At 47.0% G+C, this 20,688-nt stretch carries 20 protein-coding genes; 12 read left to right on the top strand and 8 right to left on the bottom strand.

The window, feature by feature from the left end:
• Positions 1–2: 2 nt before the first annotated feature.
• Positions 3–3,572: a conjugal transfer protein TraG N-terminal domain-containing protein gene (locus KU855_RS04425; RefSeq protein WP_169631899.1), complete on the top strand. Its 3,570-nt coding sequence runs from the start codon at positions 3–5 to the stop codon at positions 3,570–3,572.
• A 32-nt stretch (positions 3,573–3,604) separates the two neighbouring features.
• On the opposite strand, the gene eexR is transcribed toward KU855_RS04425, so the two are convergent.
• The 7 genes from eexR to KU855_RS04460 are packed head-to-tail and all read right to left on the bottom strand — an operon-like array spanning position 3,605 to position 7,280.
• Complete coding sequence (gene eexR, locus KU855_RS04430) at positions 3,605–4,036, bottom strand: entry exclusion protein EexR (protein ID WP_000183214.1); 432 nt, start codon at positions 4,034–4,036, stop codon at positions 3,605–3,607.
• 57 nt (positions 4,037–4,093) lie between these two features.
• Entirely contained in the window at positions 4,094–4,627 is a 534-nt protein-coding gene (locus KU855_RS04435) for a FlhC family transcriptional regulator (RefSeq protein ID WP_169631900.1), read from the bottom strand.
• Positions 4,624–4,923 (bottom strand): flagellar transcriptional regulator FlhD, encoded by a 300-nt coding sequence (locus tag KU855_RS04440; protein ID WP_000210563.1) that lies wholly within the window; start codon positions 4,921–4,923, stop codon positions 4,624–4,626. Before KU855_RS04440 ends, KU855_RS04435 begins: the two co-directional genes overlap by 4 nt.
• Positions 4,920–5,468 carry a lytic transglycosylase domain-containing protein gene (locus KU855_RS04445; protein ID WP_169631901.1) on the bottom strand — a complete coding sequence of 183 codons (549 nt, stop codon included), beginning with the start codon at positions 5,466–5,468 and terminating at the stop codon, positions 4,920–4,922. Before KU855_RS04445 ends, KU855_RS04440 begins: the two co-directional genes overlap by 4 nt.
• Positions 5,455–6,117: a DUF6475 domain-containing protein gene (locus KU855_RS04450; RefSeq protein ID WP_123161608.1), complete on the bottom strand. Its 663-nt coding sequence runs from the start codon at positions 6,115–6,117 to the stop codon at positions 5,455–5,457. The genes KU855_RS04445 and KU855_RS04450 overlap by 14 nt, the downstream gene beginning before the upstream one ends.
• Complete coding sequence (locus KU855_RS04455; protein WP_119788445.1) at positions 6,104–6,973, bottom strand: hypothetical protein; 870 nt, start codon at positions 6,971–6,973, stop codon at positions 6,104–6,106. Before KU855_RS04455 ends, KU855_RS04450 begins: the two co-directional genes overlap by 14 nt.
• Positions 6,974–7,028: 55 nt before the next feature.
• A complete protein-coding gene (locus tag KU855_RS04460) occupies positions 7,029–7,280 on the bottom strand; it encodes a helix-turn-helix domain-containing protein (RefSeq protein ID WP_000451746.1) in 252 nt (83 codons plus the stop codon).
• A gap of 117 nt (positions 7,281–7,397) precedes the next feature.
• Here KU855_RS04460 and KU855_RS04465 point away from each other — a divergent pair, with 117 nt between their 5' ends.
• The 9 genes from KU855_RS04465 to deoD all read left to right on the top strand — a co-directional run bounded on the left by KU855_RS04465 (position 7,398) and on the right by deoD (position 18,004).
• Positions 7,398–8,045: a LexA family transcriptional regulator gene (locus tag KU855_RS04465; RefSeq protein ID WP_000854920.1), complete on the top strand. Its 648-nt coding sequence runs from the start codon at positions 7,398–7,400 to the stop codon at positions 8,043–8,045.
• A gap of 256 nt (positions 8,046–8,301) precedes the next feature.
• Positions 8,302–9,891 carry a peptide chain release factor 3 gene (gene prfC / locus KU855_RS04470; RefSeq protein WP_218529105.1) on the top strand — a complete coding sequence of 530 codons (1,590 nt, stop codon included), beginning with the start codon at positions 8,302–8,304 and terminating at the stop codon, positions 9,889–9,891.
• Between the two features lie 191 nt (positions 9,892–10,082).
• Positions 10,083–10,892 (top strand): TatD family hydrolase, encoded by an 810-nt coding sequence (locus tag KU855_RS04475; protein ID WP_218529106.1) that lies wholly within the window; start codon positions 10,083–10,085, stop codon positions 10,890–10,892.
• A 177-nt stretch (positions 10,893–11,069) separates the two neighbouring features.
• Complete coding sequence (locus KU855_RS04480; protein WP_218529107.1) at positions 11,070–12,323, top strand: NupC/NupG family nucleoside CNT transporter; 1,254 nt, start codon at positions 11,070–11,072, stop codon at positions 12,321–12,323.
• A gap of 258 nt (positions 12,324–12,581) precedes the next feature.
• Positions 12,582–13,367 (top strand): outer membrane protein OmpK, encoded by a 786-nt coding sequence (locus KU855_RS04485; protein ID WP_256260872.1) that lies wholly within the window; start codon positions 12,582–12,584, stop codon positions 13,365–13,367.
• A gap of 403 nt (positions 13,368–13,770) precedes the next feature.
• Positions 13,771–14,544: a deoxyribose-phosphate aldolase gene (gene deoC / locus KU855_RS04490; RefSeq protein WP_218529108.1), complete on the top strand. Its 774-nt coding sequence runs from the start codon at positions 13,771–13,773 to the stop codon at positions 14,542–14,544.
• 129 nt (positions 14,545–14,673) lie between these two features.
• Complete coding sequence (gene deoA, locus KU855_RS04495; protein WP_218529109.1) at positions 14,674–16,005, top strand: thymidine phosphorylase; 1,332 nt, start codon at positions 14,674–14,676, stop codon at positions 16,003–16,005.
• 9 nt (positions 16,006–16,014) lie between these two features.
• Positions 16,015–17,235 carry a phosphopentomutase gene (locus tag KU855_RS04500; RefSeq protein ID WP_218529110.1) on the top strand — a complete coding sequence of 407 codons (1,221 nt, stop codon included), beginning with the start codon at positions 16,015–16,017 and terminating at the stop codon, positions 17,233–17,235.
• Positions 17,236–17,293: 58 nt separating this feature from the next.
• Positions 17,294–18,004, top strand: coding sequence for a purine-nucleoside phosphorylase (gene deoD / locus KU855_RS04505; protein ID WP_218529111.1), 711 nt, complete (start codon positions 17,294–17,296; stop codon positions 18,002–18,004).
• A gap of 39 nt (positions 18,005–18,043) precedes the next feature.
• Here deoD and KU855_RS04510 read toward each other — a convergent pair whose 3' ends face one another.
• Positions 18,044–18,694: an AhpA/YtjB family protein gene (locus tag KU855_RS04510; RefSeq protein ID WP_218529112.1), complete on the bottom strand. Its 651-nt coding sequence runs from the start codon at positions 18,692–18,694 to the stop codon at positions 18,044–18,046.
• 77 nt (positions 18,695–18,771) lie between these two features.
• Between KU855_RS04510 and serB the strand changes: the two genes are divergently transcribed.
• Both serB and KU855_RS04520 read left to right on the top strand, forming a co-directional pair.
• Positions 18,772–19,746, top strand: a complete 975-nt coding sequence (gene serB / locus KU855_RS04515; protein ID WP_218529113.1) for a phosphoserine phosphatase SerB — start codon at positions 18,772–18,774, stop codon at positions 19,744–19,746.
• Entirely contained in the window at positions 19,746–20,678 is a 933-nt protein-coding gene (locus KU855_RS04520; RefSeq protein ID WP_218529114.1) for an alpha/beta fold hydrolase, read from the top strand. The genes serB and KU855_RS04520 overlap by 1 nt, the downstream gene beginning before the upstream one ends.
• Positions 20,679–20,688: the final 10 nt, after the last annotated feature.

Raw genomic sequence — 20,688 nt, forward strand, 5'->3', positions numbered from 1 at the left:
TCATGTGGGAAATCTATTCCATCGGGGATTCGGCTTTTTTAGAGCAGGTCCTGAACGCTGTCGCGATGATCACTGGTACAGGCGATTTTACTTCAATGGTTCGCATTGGCTTGCTCATTGGGGTATTGATGGTCTCTGTCCAGGCCTTAATGCAAGGCGGTCGTGGGATTAACTTTCAACACGTTTTAGTCTCATGGCTAGTCTTTGCAACCATGTTTGGACCCAGTACCCGAGTGAGCATTGAGGATGCGTACACCGGACAAGTTCGAGTGGTTGATAATGTGCCCATCGGTGTTGCTGCCGCAGGTAGTACGATTTCGACTGTTGGCTTTCAAATCACGCGATTGTTTGAAACCGCCTTCTCAACTCCCGCGATGACGGAATACGGCTTTGCATCCAGTTTACAGTCACTGATTAAAGTGAGAAAACAGGTGATGGATCGCTCTGGGTTGGGTGATGCAAATCGTGTCGGCGGCTCGGACATCGAGCAATCGTGGTTTAACTACATCAAAGAGTGCACCTTGATTGGTATCGACATCGGCCAAAAGAACCTCGATCAGGTGCTGAGTGATCCTAACCCGATGACAGCGATTAGGTTTGATTCGCGCATTTATGGCACTCGAATCATGCTCAGTGGTAGCAGTAGCGATCTGGACTGCACCGATGCCTATAGCCAACTGAAACTCATGACAGAATCAACCTTCATTCCAAGGCTTAAACAGGTTCTGTCAGCCTCATTGGGGACTTCGTCAGCAACGGACACTGATGACGTGATCCGAAATGCACTGAATAACCTTGGTTTGGCTTCGGTTAACACCCAAGAGTATATGACCGCGTCAGTGCTTTTGCCTATTTATGAGCAAAGCGTGACGGGCAAGTATATGGATGATCAAGCTTTCACCGCAGCCGTTATGGTTAACCAAGCGATTGAGCAGCGTAATACGCAATGGGCGGCGGAGCAGACCCTGTTCCAGAGTATCGTTCGTCCGATGATGACGTTTTTTGAGGGGTTCATTTACGCCATCACCCCATTGATGGCCTTTGTGATAGCCCTTGGCCAAATCGGGATGCGAATGGCTGGGAAGTACTTGTTAATCCTGCTTTGGATTCAACTTTGGATGCCTGTCATGGCCATCATTAACCTATATATTCATTTAACCGTTGCAGGGAAAATGTCTGCTCTTGATGCCTTTGCAGGTACAGAAGTGCCATCTTTTGCTGGGATGATGCAGATGGATTCAGTGCTGCAAACCTGGATAGCTACTGGCGGCATGTTGGCGTCGAGTGTTCCGGCGATTTCGCTCATGCTCGTTTATGGCTCAGCAATAACCGCTACCCACTTGGCTGGGCGTCTACAAAACGGTGATGCCATTGATGAAAAGCTGGCAAGTCCAGATGTCGCGAAAAATGCCCCGGTAATGCAATCACAGTCAATGTTCCAAAATTCAGCCCTCACTGGTTCTGCTATGACCGGCGCGTCAAACCTACTAAGCAGTTTCTCTGTCGGAAACGCAGTGGGTTCAATGGTCGGCTCTGCAAAAGAATCCATGACTCAGGCAACTCAAGCCTTTAGCCGTCAGGTTGGCAATACCATGAGTCGAACCTTTGGTGAAAAGCTAAGTTACGACAACCTTTCTTCGGTTGGACGTCAGATCGGTTCTTCTAATTCCGCATCTAGCGCCGTTGTTAATCAGGTTACTGATGACCTGCAAACACGGTATGGTTTCGGAGACGATAAAAAAGACGCTGTACGTGGCTTGGTATCGGGCGTGTTATCGGGAGGCCTTAGGGTCGGTGGAGATGGAACCATTACAAATACCGGTGATAAAGAAGTAGCAGATAAAGGGTTCTTGGGAAGATTACTTGGTACAGGGGGGAATGACTCCCCACAAGGCAACCTACCAGGAGTGGATAAGCCTGAATCATCAAGAGTGCCAAAAATATCACGGTTACGAGCAGGCTTGGATTTAGGTGGTAACTTTAGTGGCCAAGTTGAGTCATCAGAGGGCAGTTCTCGGTCAACGACCGCAAATACGCTCACTGGGGAGATGCAAAGCTTGGCATCAAGTGATTCACGACGTGCTGAGTATCGCGATGCAATGGTTAAAGACCTTTCAGATTCAAGACGCTCTGGCGTTGAGATGTCGTTGTCTAATCAAGACTATCAGTCACTTCAGAGTTCAGCACAAGACGTTATCACGGCATCAAACCGCTTTAGTGAGCTTGATCAGGCCAGCTACAGTCTATCAGGACAAAGGAACACGGATGGTGCGACGTTAACTCGATTAGCAGCGGATAATCCTGAAGTCATGGATTATTTAGGTCGCTATATGAACCAGCATGTTGAAGCAGGTAACCGATTACGTGAAAACCTTCCAATGTATCAGCGCTTGCTACCTGATGATAATCAGGCGTATGTGGCCGCAGCTATGGAGTCTTTAACCTATAGCAACTCCTCAACGCCCGCTGAACGAGACAATGACTATCAAGCAGCAATGACTGTTATGGCCATGGCTACCGGAGCCGATTTACGATCTATTCAGCCACGCTCTAATGAAGGCTTGTCATCAACTGCACCTACTTTTGGTGGCACTCAAAGCCAAGTGGAATCGGGTGTATTGAGAGGCTACGAGGATGCTGCAACTGTTCAAACTCAGTTCAACGCAGCTCAATCAGCTTACCAAACTAATTTGTCTGGTGTTGATGGACAACTAAATGCGCATCAACAACAAGCCCAACAGGCCGTAGTTTCTGACACAAGTACCTATCAATCTGGACTAAACAGTGAAGCTGGCTCTCAGTGGCGATCTCGCATTATGGCTGATGATAGCGGAGTTTCTGGTGCTGAAATGTTCTTCAACAGCGCCAGTGCTATTGGTGACTTCAGTGGCAAGCATACTGATGCAGCACTGCATACCTTGAATCACTTTGGCGAAGACTATGAGAGTTACAAGGAGCAAGCACTTGAAGACCCTAGCTCACGAGGTTTCTTGCACAATGCAACGGTGGCCAGTAAATCAACCTGGGATGGCTTAAAAGCAGCCGTTGACGCCGGAACCTCTTTGGAAAACCCATTGACGGCGTTTAATGATGCATACAGTGGATCGAGTGCGCAGTATGCCTCCGAAGTAAACTGGGGTACTAAGTCTGAAGCCATGTTGGCTGGGGCATTCGGTGCGGCAGTTAACAATCGATATGGTGAGTTCTTAGAACAGTATGCCGATGATTTTAAACAGGAAGCATACAGCGAAGGGCAGAGAATGGGATTGACCCCGATTCAAAGTCAAGTGTTCGCTCAAGCTTTCAATGAAGGTTTGGCGGGGCGCGTTTTCAACTCTGAAGACTCATCGAGTTGGTCGCCTGAAATGCTTGGTCTAAGGGAGCAAATGCTAAATGAGTATCGTCAAAAAGATGAGAGCGGTGCTTACATCCCCGACAGTGTGTCCGAAGAAGATAAAGCATTTGTGGATAAGCAGATTGCAGTGATCTCAAATGCATCCCTTGCTGGAGATTATGCTCAGAACAACTTGATCGATATTAGGGCCTATAACCAGGCTTCAGGAAGGAACTAAAAACAGAAGGTAGCCAGCTTGTGATGGGCTGGCTATTTTTTTGGCCTTTTGGGGAGGATAGATGAGCGACCGTCTGCAAATTCGTTTACCCAGTACCAATATTTTTTTTCGCTCAGGCTTAGTTCTCGACCGGTATCTTTCAGTTGTCTTTGAAATAAATGGATTAGTCCGCTTAAGCCTAAGAAAGCTAAACCGACACATAAAATTGCCCAACTCGCTTGCCAATATGCGATTGCTAAACACATAGTGGTGATGGTTATAAGTCCGATAGGACTAGCAGTTGCTTTGAATCCCAAGTAGCTGAAAAAAACGATGGTGCAAATCAGAAATGGCAAAGCCGCTAACTTGGCAGATGCCGTAAATATTTCTGATGGAAAAAAATGAGCCGCTGCCAAAGTCGCCAGAAAAAGCCCCAGTGATATAAACCAGCAGCGTGCTGGTAAAGATTTAAGTAAGTTTGTCATCTTCTTAGTACTCTCAAAGTGCACGGGCGGTGCCCAATCAAATCATGCATCAGCATGTTAGTCCTCAAAAAGTGCTCTAGTGGTTTGCTCGGCCATAATCTCGCACACAGGACATTTAAGCTGAATGCGCTGTTGAGATACCGTCAAATACAGACTGCCGCATCGACACCGGTGTAAGGATGCTAGCTGTGATCTTAAATCACGAGCTAGAACCCAACCTTCATTAATGGTTAGTTTTTTCCAGGGGATCTCAGATGGAAGATCTGCTTCTTCCCTTGCAACCAAGTACGCATCGTAAGCCTTCATCAAAGCATCAATATTTAATTGCTTGTAGACATTATCACCACCAATATTTACATAAAGCGCCATCAGCAGGGAGCCTTCAACTAGGGCTCTTCTGCTTTTAACAATGGCATCAGATTCTGGTAATTGACCAGGACAAGGTGACTTGCCAGTCACTTCTTTGTGCAGCCTTCTGATAATGTGGATTGGCAAACCAGTATCGAGCGCGATGATCGTTGTTCGAAATCCGTATTTAATAAGCAGTGAGGCTCGGGTAAACAGCTCACTTTTGGACAGGTTATCAATCATGCATCCCCCTTGTTGTTTAGGGTTGATAATAAATAAGCGATTCTTGGGATACCTGTGCCTTTGCTCTTCACCATCTCAATCAGTTGGCTTTGGTTACCCCTTGGTTGAAACAGCATGAATGATGAGGTCGCCACTCGTTGCAGGTCATCAACACCAGCATTAATCAAAGCATCAACCACGTCGCGTGTAAGTCCAAAGCGCAAGACGGCCTCTTGCGGATCAATTCGCGCTAATTCTCGTGCTGCGTGCAGGTACGCCAAATTTAATTGATAGAAGTCTTGTTGATTGGTTGTCATTGACGGACCTCCAGTTCATGTAAAATATTACGATAGATAGAAAGCACTCTTTGCCCATACCAGCGTGCACGCTCTTCGTTCCAACTGTGATAGCGGCCTATGCCAAGCTCTAAATCGTTTGGTGAAGATTTGATTGCTTCGGCCAAAATACTGGAGCCGACGGTAAGGTTGGTGATGGGGTCTAGCAGTTCTGCCGCTGAGCTCACCCGATGTCCGTGCCAATGCAAATTGATTTGCATTAGGCCAATATCGAGCTGGTATTTTTCACTCTCTTGCAGTGCCTGGTTTAACAGTTGCTCAGCTTCTGTCTTAGATTTGGCGTAGGTTGCGTTTGAACCATTGCGAATTGCGTATGGCCATGGACTGGTCATGTTGAGACCACGATGTGAGGCGGACTCAGCCAAGGCAACGGCGTAGAGCATGACTGGATCAATACCAACACTTTTTGCTGCTTTTTCCCACTGATAGCCCGGAAACGCATAGACTGAAGTGCTTGCGGACATGGCTATCACTAGGGCAATGGTTTTTGCTTTAATCGTTTTCATTTTTGTCCTCTAATTGATTTCCGAGAAGCGCCTGAATGGCTTTCGGGCTTATTCTTTTTAATGGCACTGCGCTAAAGTCGGCGATGCCTCTCGTATAAACTTGTGCCGCTTTTGACCAGTCGCCCACGGCAACCGGCGCTTGCATATCAAATCCTTTTTGCTGGTTCTGATGGTCTGCAATACCCTGTAATAGCCTTGGGTATTCACCCACTTCGTCCCGGAGCAAGTAAGCCTGGTAGCGTGCTAAAAACTCTTTTTGCTTAAAGGGGTATTCCCTGTCGTCAACCTTGCAGAGTTCAACCCATCCCCCCATGTCTGAAATAACGCGGTGAATAAACGCATCGTCAAACATCACGGATGTCCAAGCGCCAACCTGACGAACAGCCTTGTCAACTTTGTTCCAAGCAACCATGGCTCTTGAGCCAGAGTTGCCATCGATATGCTTGATGACGTCAGCGGGCTTTGGAAAAAATTGCCCAGTATCCGGGGATTGAATATGCCGAGTCAGACCGATTCGCACTTCTTCAATGCTGTAAGCACGAAGGGCTTCAAATGCGATGGATAGCAATTGTGGTGATACGCTTTTGCCATACATGGCCCAAGCTGCTCCCCAAACTTCAGCAAACTCGCGTTTATCAACCTCCTGCACTTGAACGAACCTCCCGAATACCTGGTCCGGCCCAGCTTTCAGCAATGCGGCGATTGCTTTCTTCAATATTCAATTGGTGATTGCTGCCCTTTAGGCTCGTCGATGATTGCTGTACTTCATCAATGCGAACGTACTCGTCTTCCCATTGCCGGTTTAAAAGCCAGTTATGTGGCATAGGGGTCTTAGTCCGATCTTGATACTGCAATCGGTTGTCTCGTTGCTCTTTCCAGCGTGTTAGCACTTCCAAGGCGAGTTCATGGTCTTCATTGAGGCCCATGCGTAGCCATTCTTCTTTGGCTTTCGCTTTTTTTTCTTTGCGTATTTGTACATCCCAGAAGTCTTCAAACTGTATGTGGTCAACAGTTTTAACTGTTGGTTTATTGCTTCTCTCAGAGTCATCCGACCGTTGAGAGTCCCTTGCCGGGTTGCCATCAGGCATAAACAATGATGAAAATTCTTCTGGTAGCCGAGCTTGAAAAGCGGCAAGAGATTTCAAAAGCGATGCCATACCAATGAAGTCGGCAGGTACATCTTTAAGCAACCGAAAGGCTGCCTTACCTTGGTTTGGGTTTTCGATTGGGTTGTGCTTCAGAAAGCTCCGAATCAAAGTCCAACCGGATTCCTCGCAACGAATGAGGAACTGATCTTGTTCTAACTCATTTAGAGCCTTGGCAACCTGTTGCTCATCCCAGTTCAAGTCAGAAGCAACGTAACCAATCGGCAATCGAAAGCAGCCAAGCAAATTACAATGCGGGCATGTAAGCAAATACAGTCCTAGCAACTTCGCTGAGTCACTCCAGGACAAAACATTTTGCTTTAGCCAAAAGCGGGTATAGACCTTGCCATAATCACGCATGGAGTTACTCGCTTTTGTGTTTACGTAAAATGCTGACCATTACTTGCCCTTAATCCTACTGGTTACTGGCTTTCAGCTCGCTTGGGCATTCGGGGTAGATGTCCGGTCTTAACTGAGATCGGGTTACTTGTCCTTGCGTAGCTTGTTCGATGGGTAAAACGAATTCAGCGGGAACACGCCCTGATTTATTCAACCAAAACCAGACGTTTTGCTGTTTTGAGTTGATGGCTCGTGCTAATGCTGATTGCCCGCCGACCAAGTCAATGGCACGGCGGAGATGTTTTTGTGTCGTGTTGAACACTTCCATACCGTCTCCTGTTACAATAATAACTGTTACAAGATTGAATGTTACAGTTTAAACTGTAGATAAGTCAACAGTTAAAATTGTTGAAAGGCTACAGTTTTATTTGTAGAATACGGGCTTATGAAAACTTTATCCGAACGACTAAACCATGCCTTGCAGCTTACTGGGGTGACTCAGTCTGAGTTGGCTCGTCGCATTGGTATCAAACAGCAGTCGATCAGCCAGATTTGCTCTGGTAAATCGGCTAGATCTCGTTACACCATGCAGATCGCGGAGGCGCTTCGCGTGAATGCTCATTGGCTCGCCACAGGTGATGGCGAGATTGGCTTGGGGGTCGGTAATGTAGAAGTTGGGCCTGACATTAAGGGAAGAATTCCTCTCATTAACTGGGTTCAGGCCGGTGATTGGACTGAAATAGCGGAGGGATTTGCCCATGAAGATGCTGAGGAGTGGCGTGAAGTCACAGGGAAAGCACATGAGGGTTGTTTCGCACTTCGCGTAAAAGGCGACAGTATGGAAAATCCAAGCGGAAAAAAATCCATACCTGAGGGAGCAGTGATCGTTGTTGATCCTGAATTACCTTACTCTTCAGGTTCATTGGTTGTTGCGCGTTTGGATGATTCGAAAGAAGCAACCTTTAAGCAGTTAGTTATTGATGGTGAACAGAAGTACCTAAAACCTTTGAACCCCCAATACCCTGCAATACCGATCAACGGCAACTGCACCATCATCGGTGTAGTACGACAAGCTATCATCGATTTCTGGTAGCGAAGGAATTTGTGGTTTAGCCACAGTTGTTCATGAGCTGAAGAAGCAACGATTGCAAACAGCTACAACTGAGCATTGGCGCACGCTGAGAGTAAATGGTAACCGATTAGATAACCATTGATTGTTTATAAAGTCAAGATCAGCGAAAATAGCGGCCAATTACGATTAACACGACGGATTTGACAAGCGAAGAACTGAAAATAGAGTACTTCCAAAAGTGTGTACAAATCCGTGTACAAACTAAAAGAATTTATACATGGCAAACCAAGATTTTCTTAATGAAATCAATAAGCGAAGGACCTTTGCTATCATCTCGCATCCGGATGCGGGTAAAACCACGATCACTGAAAAAGTATTATTACACGGACGTGCCATTCAAACCGCCGGTACGGTGAAAGGCCGTGGTTCAAGCCAACACGCCAAATCTGACTGGATGGAAATGGAAAAAGAGCGTGGCATTTCGGTCACGACCTCGGTGATGCAGTTTCCTTATCGTGACAGCCTAGTGAATTTGCTTGATACCCCAGGCCACGAAGACTTCTCTGAAGATACTTACCGCACGTTGACCGCGGTTGACTCATGCTTGATGGTGATCGATGCCGCTAAAGGTGTAGAAGATCGTACCCGTAAGCTGATGGAAGTGACTCGCTTACGTGATACCCCTATTTTAACTTTCATGAACAAATTGGACCGTGATATTCGCGATCCCATGGAAGTGTTAGATGAAGTGGAAACCGAATTAAACATGCTGTGTGCGCCTATTACTTGGCCTATTGGTTGCGGCAAGTCGTTTAAAGGCGTTTATCATATCCATCGTGATGAGACCATTTTGTACCAAACCGGTCACGGTCATACAATCCAAGAGCTGCGGTTCATCAAGGGTATTGATAACCCTGAGCTTGACGTGGCAGTCGGTTCAGATTTGGCCGAGATATTGCGTGAAGAATTAGAGCTAGTGACCGGTGCATCGAATGAGTTCGATTTAGAGCTGTTTTTGAGTGGTGAATTAACGCCAGTCTTTTTTGGTACGGCCTTAGGTAACTTTGGTGTCGATCACATGCTTGATGGACTTGTACAGTGGGCACCGGCGCCGATGCCACGGGAAACTGACGCGCGTGAAGTTCAAGCGTCCGATGAAAAATTCACTGGCTTTGTATTTAAAATTCAAGCCAACATGGATCCCAAGCATCGCGATCGTATCGCCTTTATGCGCATTGTGTCGGGTAAATACACGCAAGGCATGAAGCTTAAGCATGTTCGTATCGGCAAAACCGTCAGTATTTCCGATGCGGTAACCTTTATGGCGGGCGACCGTGAGCGCGCAGCAGAAGCGTATGCTGGCGATATTATCGGTTTACATAACCATGGCACCATTCGTATTGGCGACACCTTCACTCAAGGTGAAGATTTGAAATTCACCGGTATCCCGAACTTTGCCCCAGAAATGTTCCGTCGTATTCGCTTAAAAGATCCTTTAAAGCAAAAGCAATTGTTAAAAGGCTTAGTGCAATTATCTGAAGAGGGCGCGGTGCAGGTGTTCCGTCCGTTGGATAACAATGACTTAATTGTGGGGGCCGTCGGTGTACTCCAGTTTGAAGTGGTTGTGGCACGCCTGAGATCGGAATACAACGTCGAAGCGATTTATGAAGGCATTAACGTGTCAACGGCACGTTGGGTGTACTGCAGTGACGATCGTAAACTCGATGAGTTCCGCCGTAAGTGCAGCACAAACTTGGCCTTGGATGGTGGTGATAACTTGACCTACGTGGCACCGACCATGGTTAATTTAAACTTGTCGATGGAACGTTATCCGGACATTACGTTTGCCAAAACACGCGAAAACTAATCGCAGTCTGCGCTAGACGCGTCTGACGAGACAAAAGCGACCTATGGTCGCTTTTTTATTGCTTACGATGAGGTTAAGGGTAACACTTGAGTTTAGTTCTGGAGTTATCAGGCTGGGGCGTTATGTATGATTGGCTAAACGCGCCATGGAGTGGATTGTGAGGAATGAATGTATGGGCTTAACATCTGACAATGTGTGTTGTTGGCGTCCCCATCAGTGCGGTGGCCGTGGTGATCGATAGTCATGCCCATCTCGATATGGCGGCGTTTGATCACTGCCGCGAGCAATTAGTGGTGGCTATGGCCGAACGCGGGATTGCGGGGGTGTTACTGCCCGGCATTTGCCCGTCATCCTGGCAGCAGCAAATCGCAGTCGCGCAGCAGTATCAATGGCCCTATGCCTTAGGGATCCATCCTTGGTATATCCAGGGCGATATCGATACTGAGTGTGATAAGCTCCAAGGATTAATCGAGCAGCAACTTAAGGCGCCAACGGATTCTGCGGCCAGATTAGTGGCAATTGGTGAAGTGGGGCTCGACAAGTTACATGGGACGATTGACTCGCAATTGCCTTGGTTACATCGGCAAATTAGTTTAGCCCAGCAACATCATTTACCCTTGGTGTTGCATTGTGTTAAGGCGCATCACATTTTGTTGCCAATCCTCAAGCAGGCTCGATTGAGTCGCGGCGGAGTTATTCATGGCTTCTCTGGTAGCCAGCAAACCGCCAACGCTTATATTGCACTCGGTTTTAAATTAGGGATTGGCGGTGTCATTCTTAGACAGAACGCTGATAAACTCCGCAGTGTGGTGGCTGCGTTGCCATTAACAAGTTTGCTGTTAGAAACTGACTCTCCGTCAATGGGAATCGTGGCTGGTGAGCTCAATACCCCGCTTATTTTGCCCGATATACTGGCGGAAATTGCGCGACTGCACAAATCTTCTACTGTTCCGGTGCGCGAACAGTTGTTTGTCAATGTCACCCAACTCTTTGACCTATAATTCCTTTTGTTTGAACGGCGGTTTTAGTGGCTGCACAATATCGCTAACACACTGAAATTAAACTTCAAAACTTTGAACTTAGTGGCGATTTATCCCGTTATCTCAGATATAATTCGCCTCGGAAATAGGTTGGTTAACAACACAAACAAAATAAGTTAACAAATAGGGTGATGGTTAATGAATATTCTGATGAGCTTGGTAGGGGTGGTCACTCTACTTGCAATTGGTTATCTACTATCAAACAACCGTAAAGCGATTAGTCTTCGCGCTGTGGGTGGCGCTCTTGCTATCCAAGCCGCTTTCGGTGGTTTTGTTCTGTACGTACCATTTGGTAAAGATGTGCTAAAAAACGTGTCTGATGGCGTATCTAGCGTTATTGGTTATGCACAAAACGGTATCAACTTTTTGTTCGGTGATTTAGCTCAGTTTAAAGTGGGCTTTATTTTTGCCGTCAACGTGTTACCTGTCATCGTGTTCTTCTCGTCGTTAATTGCAGTTCTCTATTACTTAGGGATTATGCAGTGGGTTATTCGTATCATTGGTGGTGCTCTGCAAAAGGCGCTGGGAACCAGTCGTACCGAATCCATGTCTGCGACTGCCAACATCTTCGTTGGTCAAACTGAAGCGCCATTGGTTGTTCGTCCTTTCATTCCAACCATGACTCAATCTGAACTGTTCGCCATTATGGTGGGCGGTCTAGCGTCTATCGCGGGTTCAGTATTGGCCGGTTATGCGCAGATGGGTGTACCTATCGAATATTTGGTTGCGGCATCATTTATGGCGGCTCCTGGTGGTCTGTTGATGGCGAAGTTAATGCATCCGCAAACTGAAGAAACCATCAATGAAATGGATGAGTTACCAGAGGATCCTGACAAGCCAGCTAACGTGTTAGACGCTGCGGCTGCAGGTGCTTCATCCGGTATGCATTTAGCGCTGAACGTGGGTGCTATGCTGTTAGCTTTCGTTGGTCTGATTGCGATGCTCAACGGCATGTTAGGTGGCATTGGTGGCTGGTTCGATATGCCAGAACTGACTCTGGAACTGATCTTAGGTTATGTCTTTATGCCATTAGCCTTCTTAATCGGCGTACCTTGGCATGAAGCGATGATCGCAGGTTCATTCATTGGTCAGAAGATCGTCGTTAACGAATTCGTGGCTTACTTGAACTTTGCTCCATACCTGAAAGATGTTGCCGAGGGTGGCTTACTGATCAACGGTGAAGTGATGACCGATCGCACCAAGGCGATTATTTCATTCGCCTTGTGTGGTTTCGCTAACTTATCATCGATTGCAATTTTGCTCGGTGGTCTGGGTGCGATGGCACCAACCCGTCGTCATGATCTGGCTAAAATGGGTATCCGTGCGGTTATCGCCGGTTCATTAGCGAACTTGATGAGCGCGACATTAGCTGGCTTGTTCTTAGCACTCTAATGTCATCATGTCCCGGCCAAGTGCCGGGACATATCCACTATTTCCAACGTATTTTCAACGTTAAATTGAGATTAGCAGCCCTGACATCAGTTTGGCTGATCAGATAGTTGCAATCAAAATTTAACAACTGCTGGGCTTTGTTCACATTTTAGAATTTACTGTTCTCATTTTTGTTGAGATTTATGTCAAGACAGGTAAAATGCGAACGCTAAAAAAATATTGCTGACAACAGCAAATAAAACCAAAAATATGGGGTTGATGATGAAAAATGTAAAAATGCTCGCCTTAGCCGCTGCTACCACTGCTGCCTTATCTGCTGGTTCTGTTCAAGCCGAACAGTTCTACGGTTTTTCTAACGTATCTGTAAACTACTTAGATTGGTCTGACGGTACTACTGAGCGCACTGGTGGCTACAAAGAAGACTTCGTGTATTTAGAAGTTGAAGGTGGCGCGGGTTATGACTGGGGTGATGTTTACGGTTTTGTTGATTTCGAAAACCCAACTAAGGGTGAATGGAGAAAGGCCGACGAAACTGTGAAAGAGAAAGCTGAAGCTTTCCGTATTGCCGCTAAAGGTTCTGTTGCCATCAACATGGGTGACAGCAACTTTAACTACTATGGTCAACTGTACTCTTTGTCTGACTCTTCAGGTTTCTACGAGCAGAACGTGACCTTAGGTGTGAGCTACGATTACAACACTGATTTCGGTTTATGGGTTAAGCCATTCATCGGCGCACATTATGTGCATAACAACTTCATCGGTGCCGGATTCAACGGTTACATGGGTGGCTGGGTGTTAGGTTATAACTTCGAACTGGCTGGTCAATCAATGATGATTACCAACTGGAATGAAATTGAATTTGACCGCGCTGATGAGTATAAAGGTGCCAACGGTAATGGTACGGGTCTGAACGGTGCCGTTGCACTGTGGTGGACTCCAACGCCTAAGTTCACTGCCGGTGTTCAATACCGTTATGCTGACCATAAGTTAGGTGCAGCAACTTATCAAAATGCTGTGATTTTCTCTGCTAAATATAACTTCTAAGAAAGTTTAGCTAGATGACAGGGAGCTGCCACCGCAGCTCCCATTATGCAACAGCGAACGTGGCAATAAAGATACATAGTTAAATTTTACATAAGCTTGGTTTATATTAGCTGAACTGATTTTACGTAAGCTTTATGATTTTCTCGCGCTAAAACGGAGTTTTCGCGGAAAGGCAGACACATACACAGTGTGTATGACACTTCCTTCCGGTCTTCATGGATTCAAGTCGTGGTACTCGTTATCAAGTTTGAATACCGACAATTTGCTGTTAACGATTGACTAGTATTAGTTAGCATTTGGCAATGTCTGAAGGCCCGGCCACCAACAATACCAATAAAAGCCCAAGCCAGACGCTGCTAAATGCCAGAATTTTTATTTTTTGAATAATGTCTTGGAGAGCAACATGAGCGATTTAACATTAGCGGCACAACGCGCAATCGAATTGATGGATTTAACCACATTAAATGATGATGATACTGATCAAAAGGTCATCGATTTATGCCATAAAGCCCTGACGCCCGCAGGTCATACTGCTGCTATTTGCATTTACCCGCGCTTCATTCCTATTGCTCGCAAAACCTTGATTGAGCTGGGTGCTGAAGATATCAAGATAGCCACGGTCACTAACTTCCCTCATGGCAATGACGATATCGCGATTGCGGTATTAGAAACCCGCGCCGCGGTAGCTTATGGCGCTGATGAAGTCGATGTGGTGTTTCCATACCGTGCACTGATGGCTGGCGATGAAACCGTTGGTTTCGAATTAGTTAAAGCCTGTAAAGAAGCGTGTGGTGAAGACGTATTGCTGAAAGTTATCATCGAATCCGGTGAACTGAAAACGCCTGAGCTTATCCGTAAAGCTTCCGAGTTATCTATCGATGCCGGCGCTGATTTTATTAAAACCTCTACCGGTAAAGTCCTTGTTAATGCGACTCTGGAAGCTGCTGAAATCATGTTGACTGTGATCAGTGAAAAAAATACCCAGGTAGGATTTAAACCAGCCGGTGGCGTGCGTGACGCGGCGGCGGCAGCAGAGTTTTTAGGTACGGCTAGCCGTATTCTTGGCCAAGATTGGGTCTCGCCTCGTACCTTCCGTTTCGGTGCGTCAAGCCTGTTAACCAGCTTGCTGCACACCTTAGACTTGGCCGATGCGCCAGCGGCGACACAAGGGTATTAATTTCGTTGGTGAATGACATCTTCACAGTGACTGACGTGATAGGTATAAGCCTGACTTAGCTATCATGCAGCACTGTGATTAACGCATATTCTTTGCAAACCTAGTCGCGGCAACCTTGGAGGCCAAACTATGTTTTTAGCTCAAGAAATTATTCGTAAGAAACGTAATGGGCAGGCGTTAAGTGCTGCGGAAATTCAATTCTTTGTTCAGGGTATAACCGATCTTAGTGTGTCAGAAGGTCAAATTGCTGCCTTTGGTATGGCGGTGTATTTTAATGATATGACCATGGACGAACGTATCGCCATCACCAGTGCGATGCGTGATTCTGGTACCGTGCTAAATTGGGATAGTCTTGGGCTTAATGGCCCTATTGTCGATAAACACAGCACTGGCGGTGTTGGCGATGTCATTAGTTTAATGCTAGGTCCTATGGTCGCCGCGTGTGGTGGTTATGTGCCGATGATCTCAGGGCGCGGTTTAGGCCACACCGGTGGCACGTTAGATAAATTTGATGCTATTCCAGGTTATCAAACGGAGCCCGACAATCAATTATTCCGCCAAGTGGTTAAAGAGGTGGGGGTGGCCATTATTGGTCAAACCGGCGATCTGGTGCCTGCCGATAAACGTTTTTATGCTATCCGTGACAATACTGCGACCGTTGAATCGATTTCTCTGATCACCGCCTCTATTTTATCGAAGAAATTGGCCGCAGGCCTCGATGCCTTAGTGATGGATGTTAAGGTTGGTAGCGGGGCCTTTATGCCGACCTATGAGGCATCAGAAGAATTGGCTCGCAGTATTACTGCGGTGGCTAATGGCGCTGGTACTCGTACTACCGCAATGTTGACTGACATGAACCAAGTGTTGGCCTCATGCGCAGGCAATGCCTTGGAAGTCATGGAGGCATTGAACTTCTTGACCGGTCACTATCGCCATCCGCGTTTATACAATGTCACCATGGGCTTATGTCAGGAAATGTTGTTATTAGCAGGACTTGCCGATACGCCTGAACAAGCAAAATTAACGCTTGATACCGTGCTTAACAACGGCCGTGCCGCCGAAGTCTTCGCTAAGATGGTGGCAGGCTTAGGTGGCCCAGTCGATTTTGTTGAAAACCCTAGCCGCTATTTAGCACAGGCGAGCATAGTGCGTCCTGTCTATGCTGACAAAGTTGGCTATGTCCATGCCATGGATACCCGCGAACTCGGATTGGCGGTGGTCAGTTTGGGCGGTGGACGCCGTAAACCCGGTGATGCACTTGATTACAGTGTTGGTTTGAGTCAAGTCTGCGTATTAGGCCAGACCGTTGATGATCAAACGCCTTTGCTGATGATCCATGCGCAGTCTGAGCAGGCGTTTGCCGTGGCTGCGCAACTGGTTAAACAAGCTATTATTATCGAGGATACCCCGCCGGTTGCGACTCCCGATATTTATTGTGCCATTCGCGCCAGCGATCTTTGAGGTAGTGTTATGAAACGTACAGTAATTTTGATGTTAGATTCTTTTGGTCTAGGCGCGTCACACGATGCGGCGAGCTTTGGTGACGTTGGGGCCAATACTTTTGGTTCTATTGCCAAGGCATGTGCCGAAGGCCGTGCTAATGAAGGACGTCAAGGGCCATTATCGTTACCCAATTTATCGCGTTTAGGCTTGGCGTATGCCGCCATGGAAAGCGCCGGTGAGTTCCCGATGGGATTCGATGGTGATCATGAGGTCATTGGTGCTTATGGTCATGCTGAAGAAATTAGCTCAGGCAAGGACACACCGAGTGGACACTGGGAAATGGCGGGTGTCCCTGTTTTATATGAGTGGGGCTATTTCTCTGAGTTAACTAATTCATTTCCGGTTGAGCTGACCGACAAAATCCTTGCACGAGCAGGCTTGTCAGGTTATTTGGGTAATTGCCATGCTTCGGGCACCGAGATTTTAGACCGACTAGGTGAAGAGCATATGCAATCGGGTTTGCCTATTTTCTACACCTCAGCAGACTCTGTGTTTCAAGTGGCTTGTCATGAAGAAACCTTTGGCTTAGATAATTTATTGCGTCTGTGTGAAATCGCCCGCGAAGAGTTAGGTCCTTACAATATTGGCCGGGTGATTGCCCGTCCGTTTGTGGGTGATAAGGATAGCGGCTTTGCTCGTACTGGCAACCGTCGTGATTATGCGGTTGAGCCACCGGCAAAAACCGTGTTGGACAAGATGAAAGAAGCCGGTGGTGAAGTGGTCAGTGTCGGCAAAATTGCAGACATTTATGCCCATTGCGGTATCACTAAAAAAGTCAAAGCCAATGGTTTAGAAGACTTATTTGATGCCACGTTAACGCAAATCAAGCAAGCGGGCGATCGCACGATTATCTTTACTAATTTTGTCGACTTTGACTCCCATTATGGTCATCGCCGTGATGTGGCAGGCTATGCTAGAGCACTCGAGTATTTTGATGGCCGCTTGCCTGAATTGTTGGCGCTGCTTGATGATGAAGATTTATTAGTACTGACGGCTGATCACGGTTGTGATCCTACTTGGAAGGGATCGGATCATACTCGTGAACATGTTCCGGTACTGGTTAAAGGGGCTGGCTTAAATGCTGGTTCATTAGGCAGACGTAAAACCTTTGCCGACATTGGTCAATCCATTGCGAGCTATTACCAGCTTGAGCCAATGGTTTACGGTGAGTCCTTTATTCACCGTTAATGTACTAAGCCGGCATGAGGTCGGTGATTAAATAATGAAATAAACAGAGGTAAAATCGATGGCAACACCACATATTAATGCAGTAGACGGCGCGTTTGCAGAAACCGTATTATTCCCAGGCGATCCACTGCGTGCCAAGTTTATCGCTGAAACATTTTTAGAAAATGTTGAGCAGGTGACCGATGTTCGTAACATGCTGGGCTTCACTGGTACCTATAAAGGTAAAAGAGTCTCTGTGATGGGTTCTGGCATGGGTATTCCGTCATGCTCAATCTATGCGACTGAACTGATTAAAGATTACGGCGTTAAAAACCTGATCCGTGTGGGTACTTGTGGCGCAATCAGCACCGACGTAAAAGTACGTGATGTTCTGGTTGGTATGGGTGCTTGTACCGATTCTCAAGTGAACCGATTACGCTTCCAAGGTCAAGACTTTGCTGCGATTGCCGATTTTGACCTGCTCAGCGCAGTCGTTGATTCTGCTAAAGCTCGTGGTACTAAGGTTCGCGTGGGTAACGTATTCTCAGCAGATCTGTTCTATACCCCAAATCCTAGCATGTTCGATACCATGGAGAAGATGGGTGTATTAGGCGTCGAAATGGAAGCGGCGGGTCTATATGGCGTTGCTCACGAGTTCGGTGCTCGCGCTCTGTGTGTTGTGACTGTATCTGATCACATCCGCACGGGTGAAGCCACCACATCGGAAGAGCGTCAAACTAGCTTTAACGAAATGATTGAAATGACATTAGAAGCGGTATTGACTCTGTAATATTGCGTGCTGATGAAAAAGGGCCCATTTGGGCCCTTTTTATTTACTAGCTTCTTCTTCATTGGTCGGCACTTGTTTGGTTTGGCGGTGCTTATTAATCTTGTGGCGGCGCCTATCATAATCTGCGCGCTTAAACGATAAGGCTCTAGACAGTAAGAAGCCGATTAATCCCGCCACTAACAACATGATTTCTTGTTGCTCCATATTAATGGTATGGGCCTGTTTAATTTGTTTGAGCATCGAGCCTTTGACCAAATAGGCTTCCACATAGCCTAAATGGATCCCATCTTGGTACACGGGTTCGACATACGCGGGATATTGCTTGGAAATATCCACTAGCAGCGCAGCATCCACTTCCAATTTGTCATTGATATTTTGTGCGTAGGCTAAGCGATGACCTTCACTACTATAAATACTCACGGCTAATACTTTTGGATCTTGTACCAAAGCGGTTGCGAGCCATTGAAGTTGTTCATCATTTTGAAGTTGTAATGCGGGGGCTGCCCCCTGTGCAGCTTGTTGAACCAAGAGTCTTGCCATCTTTTCTGATTGGGTCTTTAGCAAGAGCTGCCCTTGTAGTAGGCTAGTTTGCCAGAGGTGTATTAAGGCAAAAATCAGCAGTAGCGCAACGATAAATTGCACTACCCTGATAAACTTATGGCTTTTTTTCAATCCTTTAAGATGTAACACTGATCACCAACCTTTACGATTCCCTGCACTAATCATAATTGATATTGCAGCGTTGGCACAGCCGGAGAGACGAGTTCATGGAAGTAGCCCCAACAATTAGTCAAAAAAGTGCTGCATTTGATGTTTTTTTAGGTCAAATACAATCGCAGTTGCCGCGGATCAATCGTCATTGTGAGGGGACATTATTGCCCTGTGTCCGCTGGGTATTTCCCCACGATTGGTTCGCTGATACTGCGGTCATCAGCCGCTTAGTCGGCGAGTTGCAATCGAGCTCTTGTTTATCCATAGCTTACCTTGAGCGACCTGGTGATTACGCAGGCATTGAGCTAGCCGGCGATGACCTTAGCGCGTTACAGTCCATACTGAGCGCGTGGCCAGGCACCGAGACCTTAGCGGTCAGCCAACCATTGCCACAATTGACTCAAGCGGGCTTGTTGGTCATGGATATGGATTCCACTGCCATCCAAATAGAATGTATTGATGAGCTCGCGTCGATGGCGGGAATTGGCGCGCAAGTCGCAGAGGTCACTGAGCGTGCGATGCAAGGAGAACTCGATTTTGAGCAAAGCTTGAGGTTAAGGGTGTCGTTGCTGGCAGGGGCCCGTGCCGAGATTATTGATGCACTGTGCCAGCAACTGCCGCTGACGCCTGGGTTGACCTTATTGTGCCAAACCTTACAAGCCAATGGCTGGAAACTGGTGTTAGCATCGGGCGGCTTCACCCCGTTTGTGCAATATTTGCAACAGGCATTGCAGCTTGACGCCGCCTTTGCCAACCAATTAGAGATCATTGCCGGCAAACTCACCGGTCATGTGACAGGTGACATCGTGGATGCCCAGTGCAAAGCGCAGGTATTATTACGATGTGCCACGCAGTGGCATATCGCATCCGGACAACGGTTGGCCATTGGTGATGGCGCCAATGATATCCCGATGCTTATGGCATCAGATTTTGGCATTGCCTTTCATGCTAAGCCTGCATTAAATGCGATCGCCAGTGCTAAAATTGGCATCTTAGATTTGCAAACTTTATTGTTTTGGCTAAGAAAATAATGACTCAAATGCCAACTAAAATCCCCGAGATTAAGCAAGTATCTCATTTTATTCCCTTTGAGAATGGTCAATTGCACTTGCGCGAAATACGCCCTGACGATGAGATTAGCGCTCCTTTGACCCCAGTCTTATTACTCCATGGCGCCATGTCCAACGGCAAGGTGTTTTATAGTCAATCGGGTAAAGGCTTGGCCTGTTATTTAGCGCAGCATGGGATCCCTGTGTATGTGCTCGATACCTTTGGACGTGGCTTAAGTGAGCCAAGCCTCAATGCTGACATTAATCCTGAGCAAGAGTCGGTTATCTGCCAGCAATTGCCCTTGATCCATGAATGGATCTTGCATCGACACCCACAGGCAAACAAAGTGCATTGGGGCGGCCACTCATGGGGCGGCGTCTTGATGGCGAGTAGCCTAGTTCGTTTTCCTGAATTGACGGCAAAGGTGGCCTCGTTAGTCTGCTTTGGCAGCAAACGTACGATTAAAACGCAATCATTCAAAAAGCGCTTAATGGTTGATTTGATTTGGAATCGCCTAGCGCCAACCTTGGCTAAGCGGCAAGGGTATTTTGATGCCAGACAATGGCGCATGGGAATGGATAACGAAAGTCGGGCATCGTTACTGGAGTCGATTGATTGGGTGGGTGGCGCTTGGATTGGTCATCAGGATGGGTTTGATTATGCCCACGCGGCGAAGTCGTGCCAGTGGCCACCGGCTTGGTTCTTTGCCGGCGCTAATGATCCGGTATTGGGCAACCCTAAGGATGTGCGAGATATGATGGCTGAGTGTGGCTTAAGTGCGGCCAAATATAGTTTATTAGCCAAAGCCTCAGGGCATTTACTCGATTATGGCCATGCCGATATGCTGACTTCGCCGTTAGCGACTATGGATCATTTCCCTGGGTTAAAAGATTGGTGGTTAACCCTTGATTGACCAGCCCCAT

The organism is Shewanella sp. NIFS-20-20, from assembly GCF_019209865.1.
Lineage (GTDB): Bacteria > Pseudomonadota > Gammaproteobacteria > Enterobacterales > Shewanellaceae > Shewanella.

Coding starts and splice junctions, on each gene's coding strand:
- KU855_RS04425 (WP_169631899.1), top strand. CDS start 3: ATGTGGGAAATCTATTCCATCGGGGATTCGGCTTTTTTAGAGCAGGTC.
- eexR (WP_000183214.1), bottom strand. CDS start 4,036: ATGACAAACTTACTTAAATCTTTACCAGCACGCTGCTGGTTTATATCA.
- KU855_RS04435 (WP_169631900.1), bottom strand. CDS start 4,627: ATGATTGATAACCTGTCCAAAAGTGAGCTGTTTACCCGAGCCTCACTG.
- KU855_RS04440 (WP_000210563.1), bottom strand. CDS start 4,923: ATGACAACCAATCAACAAGACTTCTATCAATTAAATTTGGCGTACCTG.
- KU855_RS04445 (WP_169631901.1), bottom strand. CDS start 5,468: ATGAAAACGATTAAAGCAAAAACCATTGCCCTAGTGATAGCCATGTCC.
- KU855_RS04455 (WP_119788445.1), bottom strand. CDS start 6,973: ATGCGTGATTATGGCAAGGTCTATACCCGCTTTTGGCTAAAGCAAAAT.
- KU855_RS04460 (WP_000451746.1), bottom strand. CDS start 7,280: ATGGAAGTGTTCAACACGACACAAAAACATCTCCGCCGTGCCATTGAC.
- KU855_RS04465 (WP_000854920.1), top strand. CDS start 7,398: ATGAAAACTTTATCCGAACGACTAAACCATGCCTTGCAGCTTACTGGG.
- prfC (WP_218529105.1), top strand. CDS start 8,302: ATGGCAAACCAAGATTTTCTTAATGAAATCAATAAGCGAAGGACCTTT.
- KU855_RS04475 (WP_218529106.1), top strand. CDS start 10,083: ATGTGTGTTGTTGGCGTCCCCATCAGTGCGGTGGCCGTGGTGATCGAT.
- KU855_RS04480 (WP_218529107.1), top strand. CDS start 11,070: ATGAATATTCTGATGAGCTTGGTAGGGGTGGTCACTCTACTTGCAATT.
- KU855_RS04485 (WP_256260872.1), top strand. CDS start 12,582: ATGATGAAAAATGTAAAAATGCTCGCCTTAGCCGCTGCTACCACTGCT.
- deoC (WP_218529108.1), top strand. CDS start 13,771: ATGAGCGATTTAACATTAGCGGCACAACGCGCAATCGAATTGATGGAT.
- deoA (WP_218529109.1), top strand. CDS start 14,674: ATGTTTTTAGCTCAAGAAATTATTCGTAAGAAACGTAATGGGCAGGCG.
- KU855_RS04500 (WP_218529110.1), top strand. CDS start 16,015: ATGAAACGTACAGTAATTTTGATGTTAGATTCTTTTGGTCTAGGCGCG.
- deoD (WP_218529111.1), top strand. CDS start 17,294: ATGGCAACACCACATATTAATGCAGTAGACGGCGCGTTTGCAGAAACC.
- serB (WP_218529113.1), top strand. CDS start 18,772: ATGGAAGTAGCCCCAACAATTAGTCAAAAAAGTGCTGCATTTGATGTT.
- KU855_RS04520 (WP_218529114.1), top strand. CDS start 19,746: ATGACTCAAATGCCAACTAAAATCCCCGAGATTAAGCAAGTATCTCAT.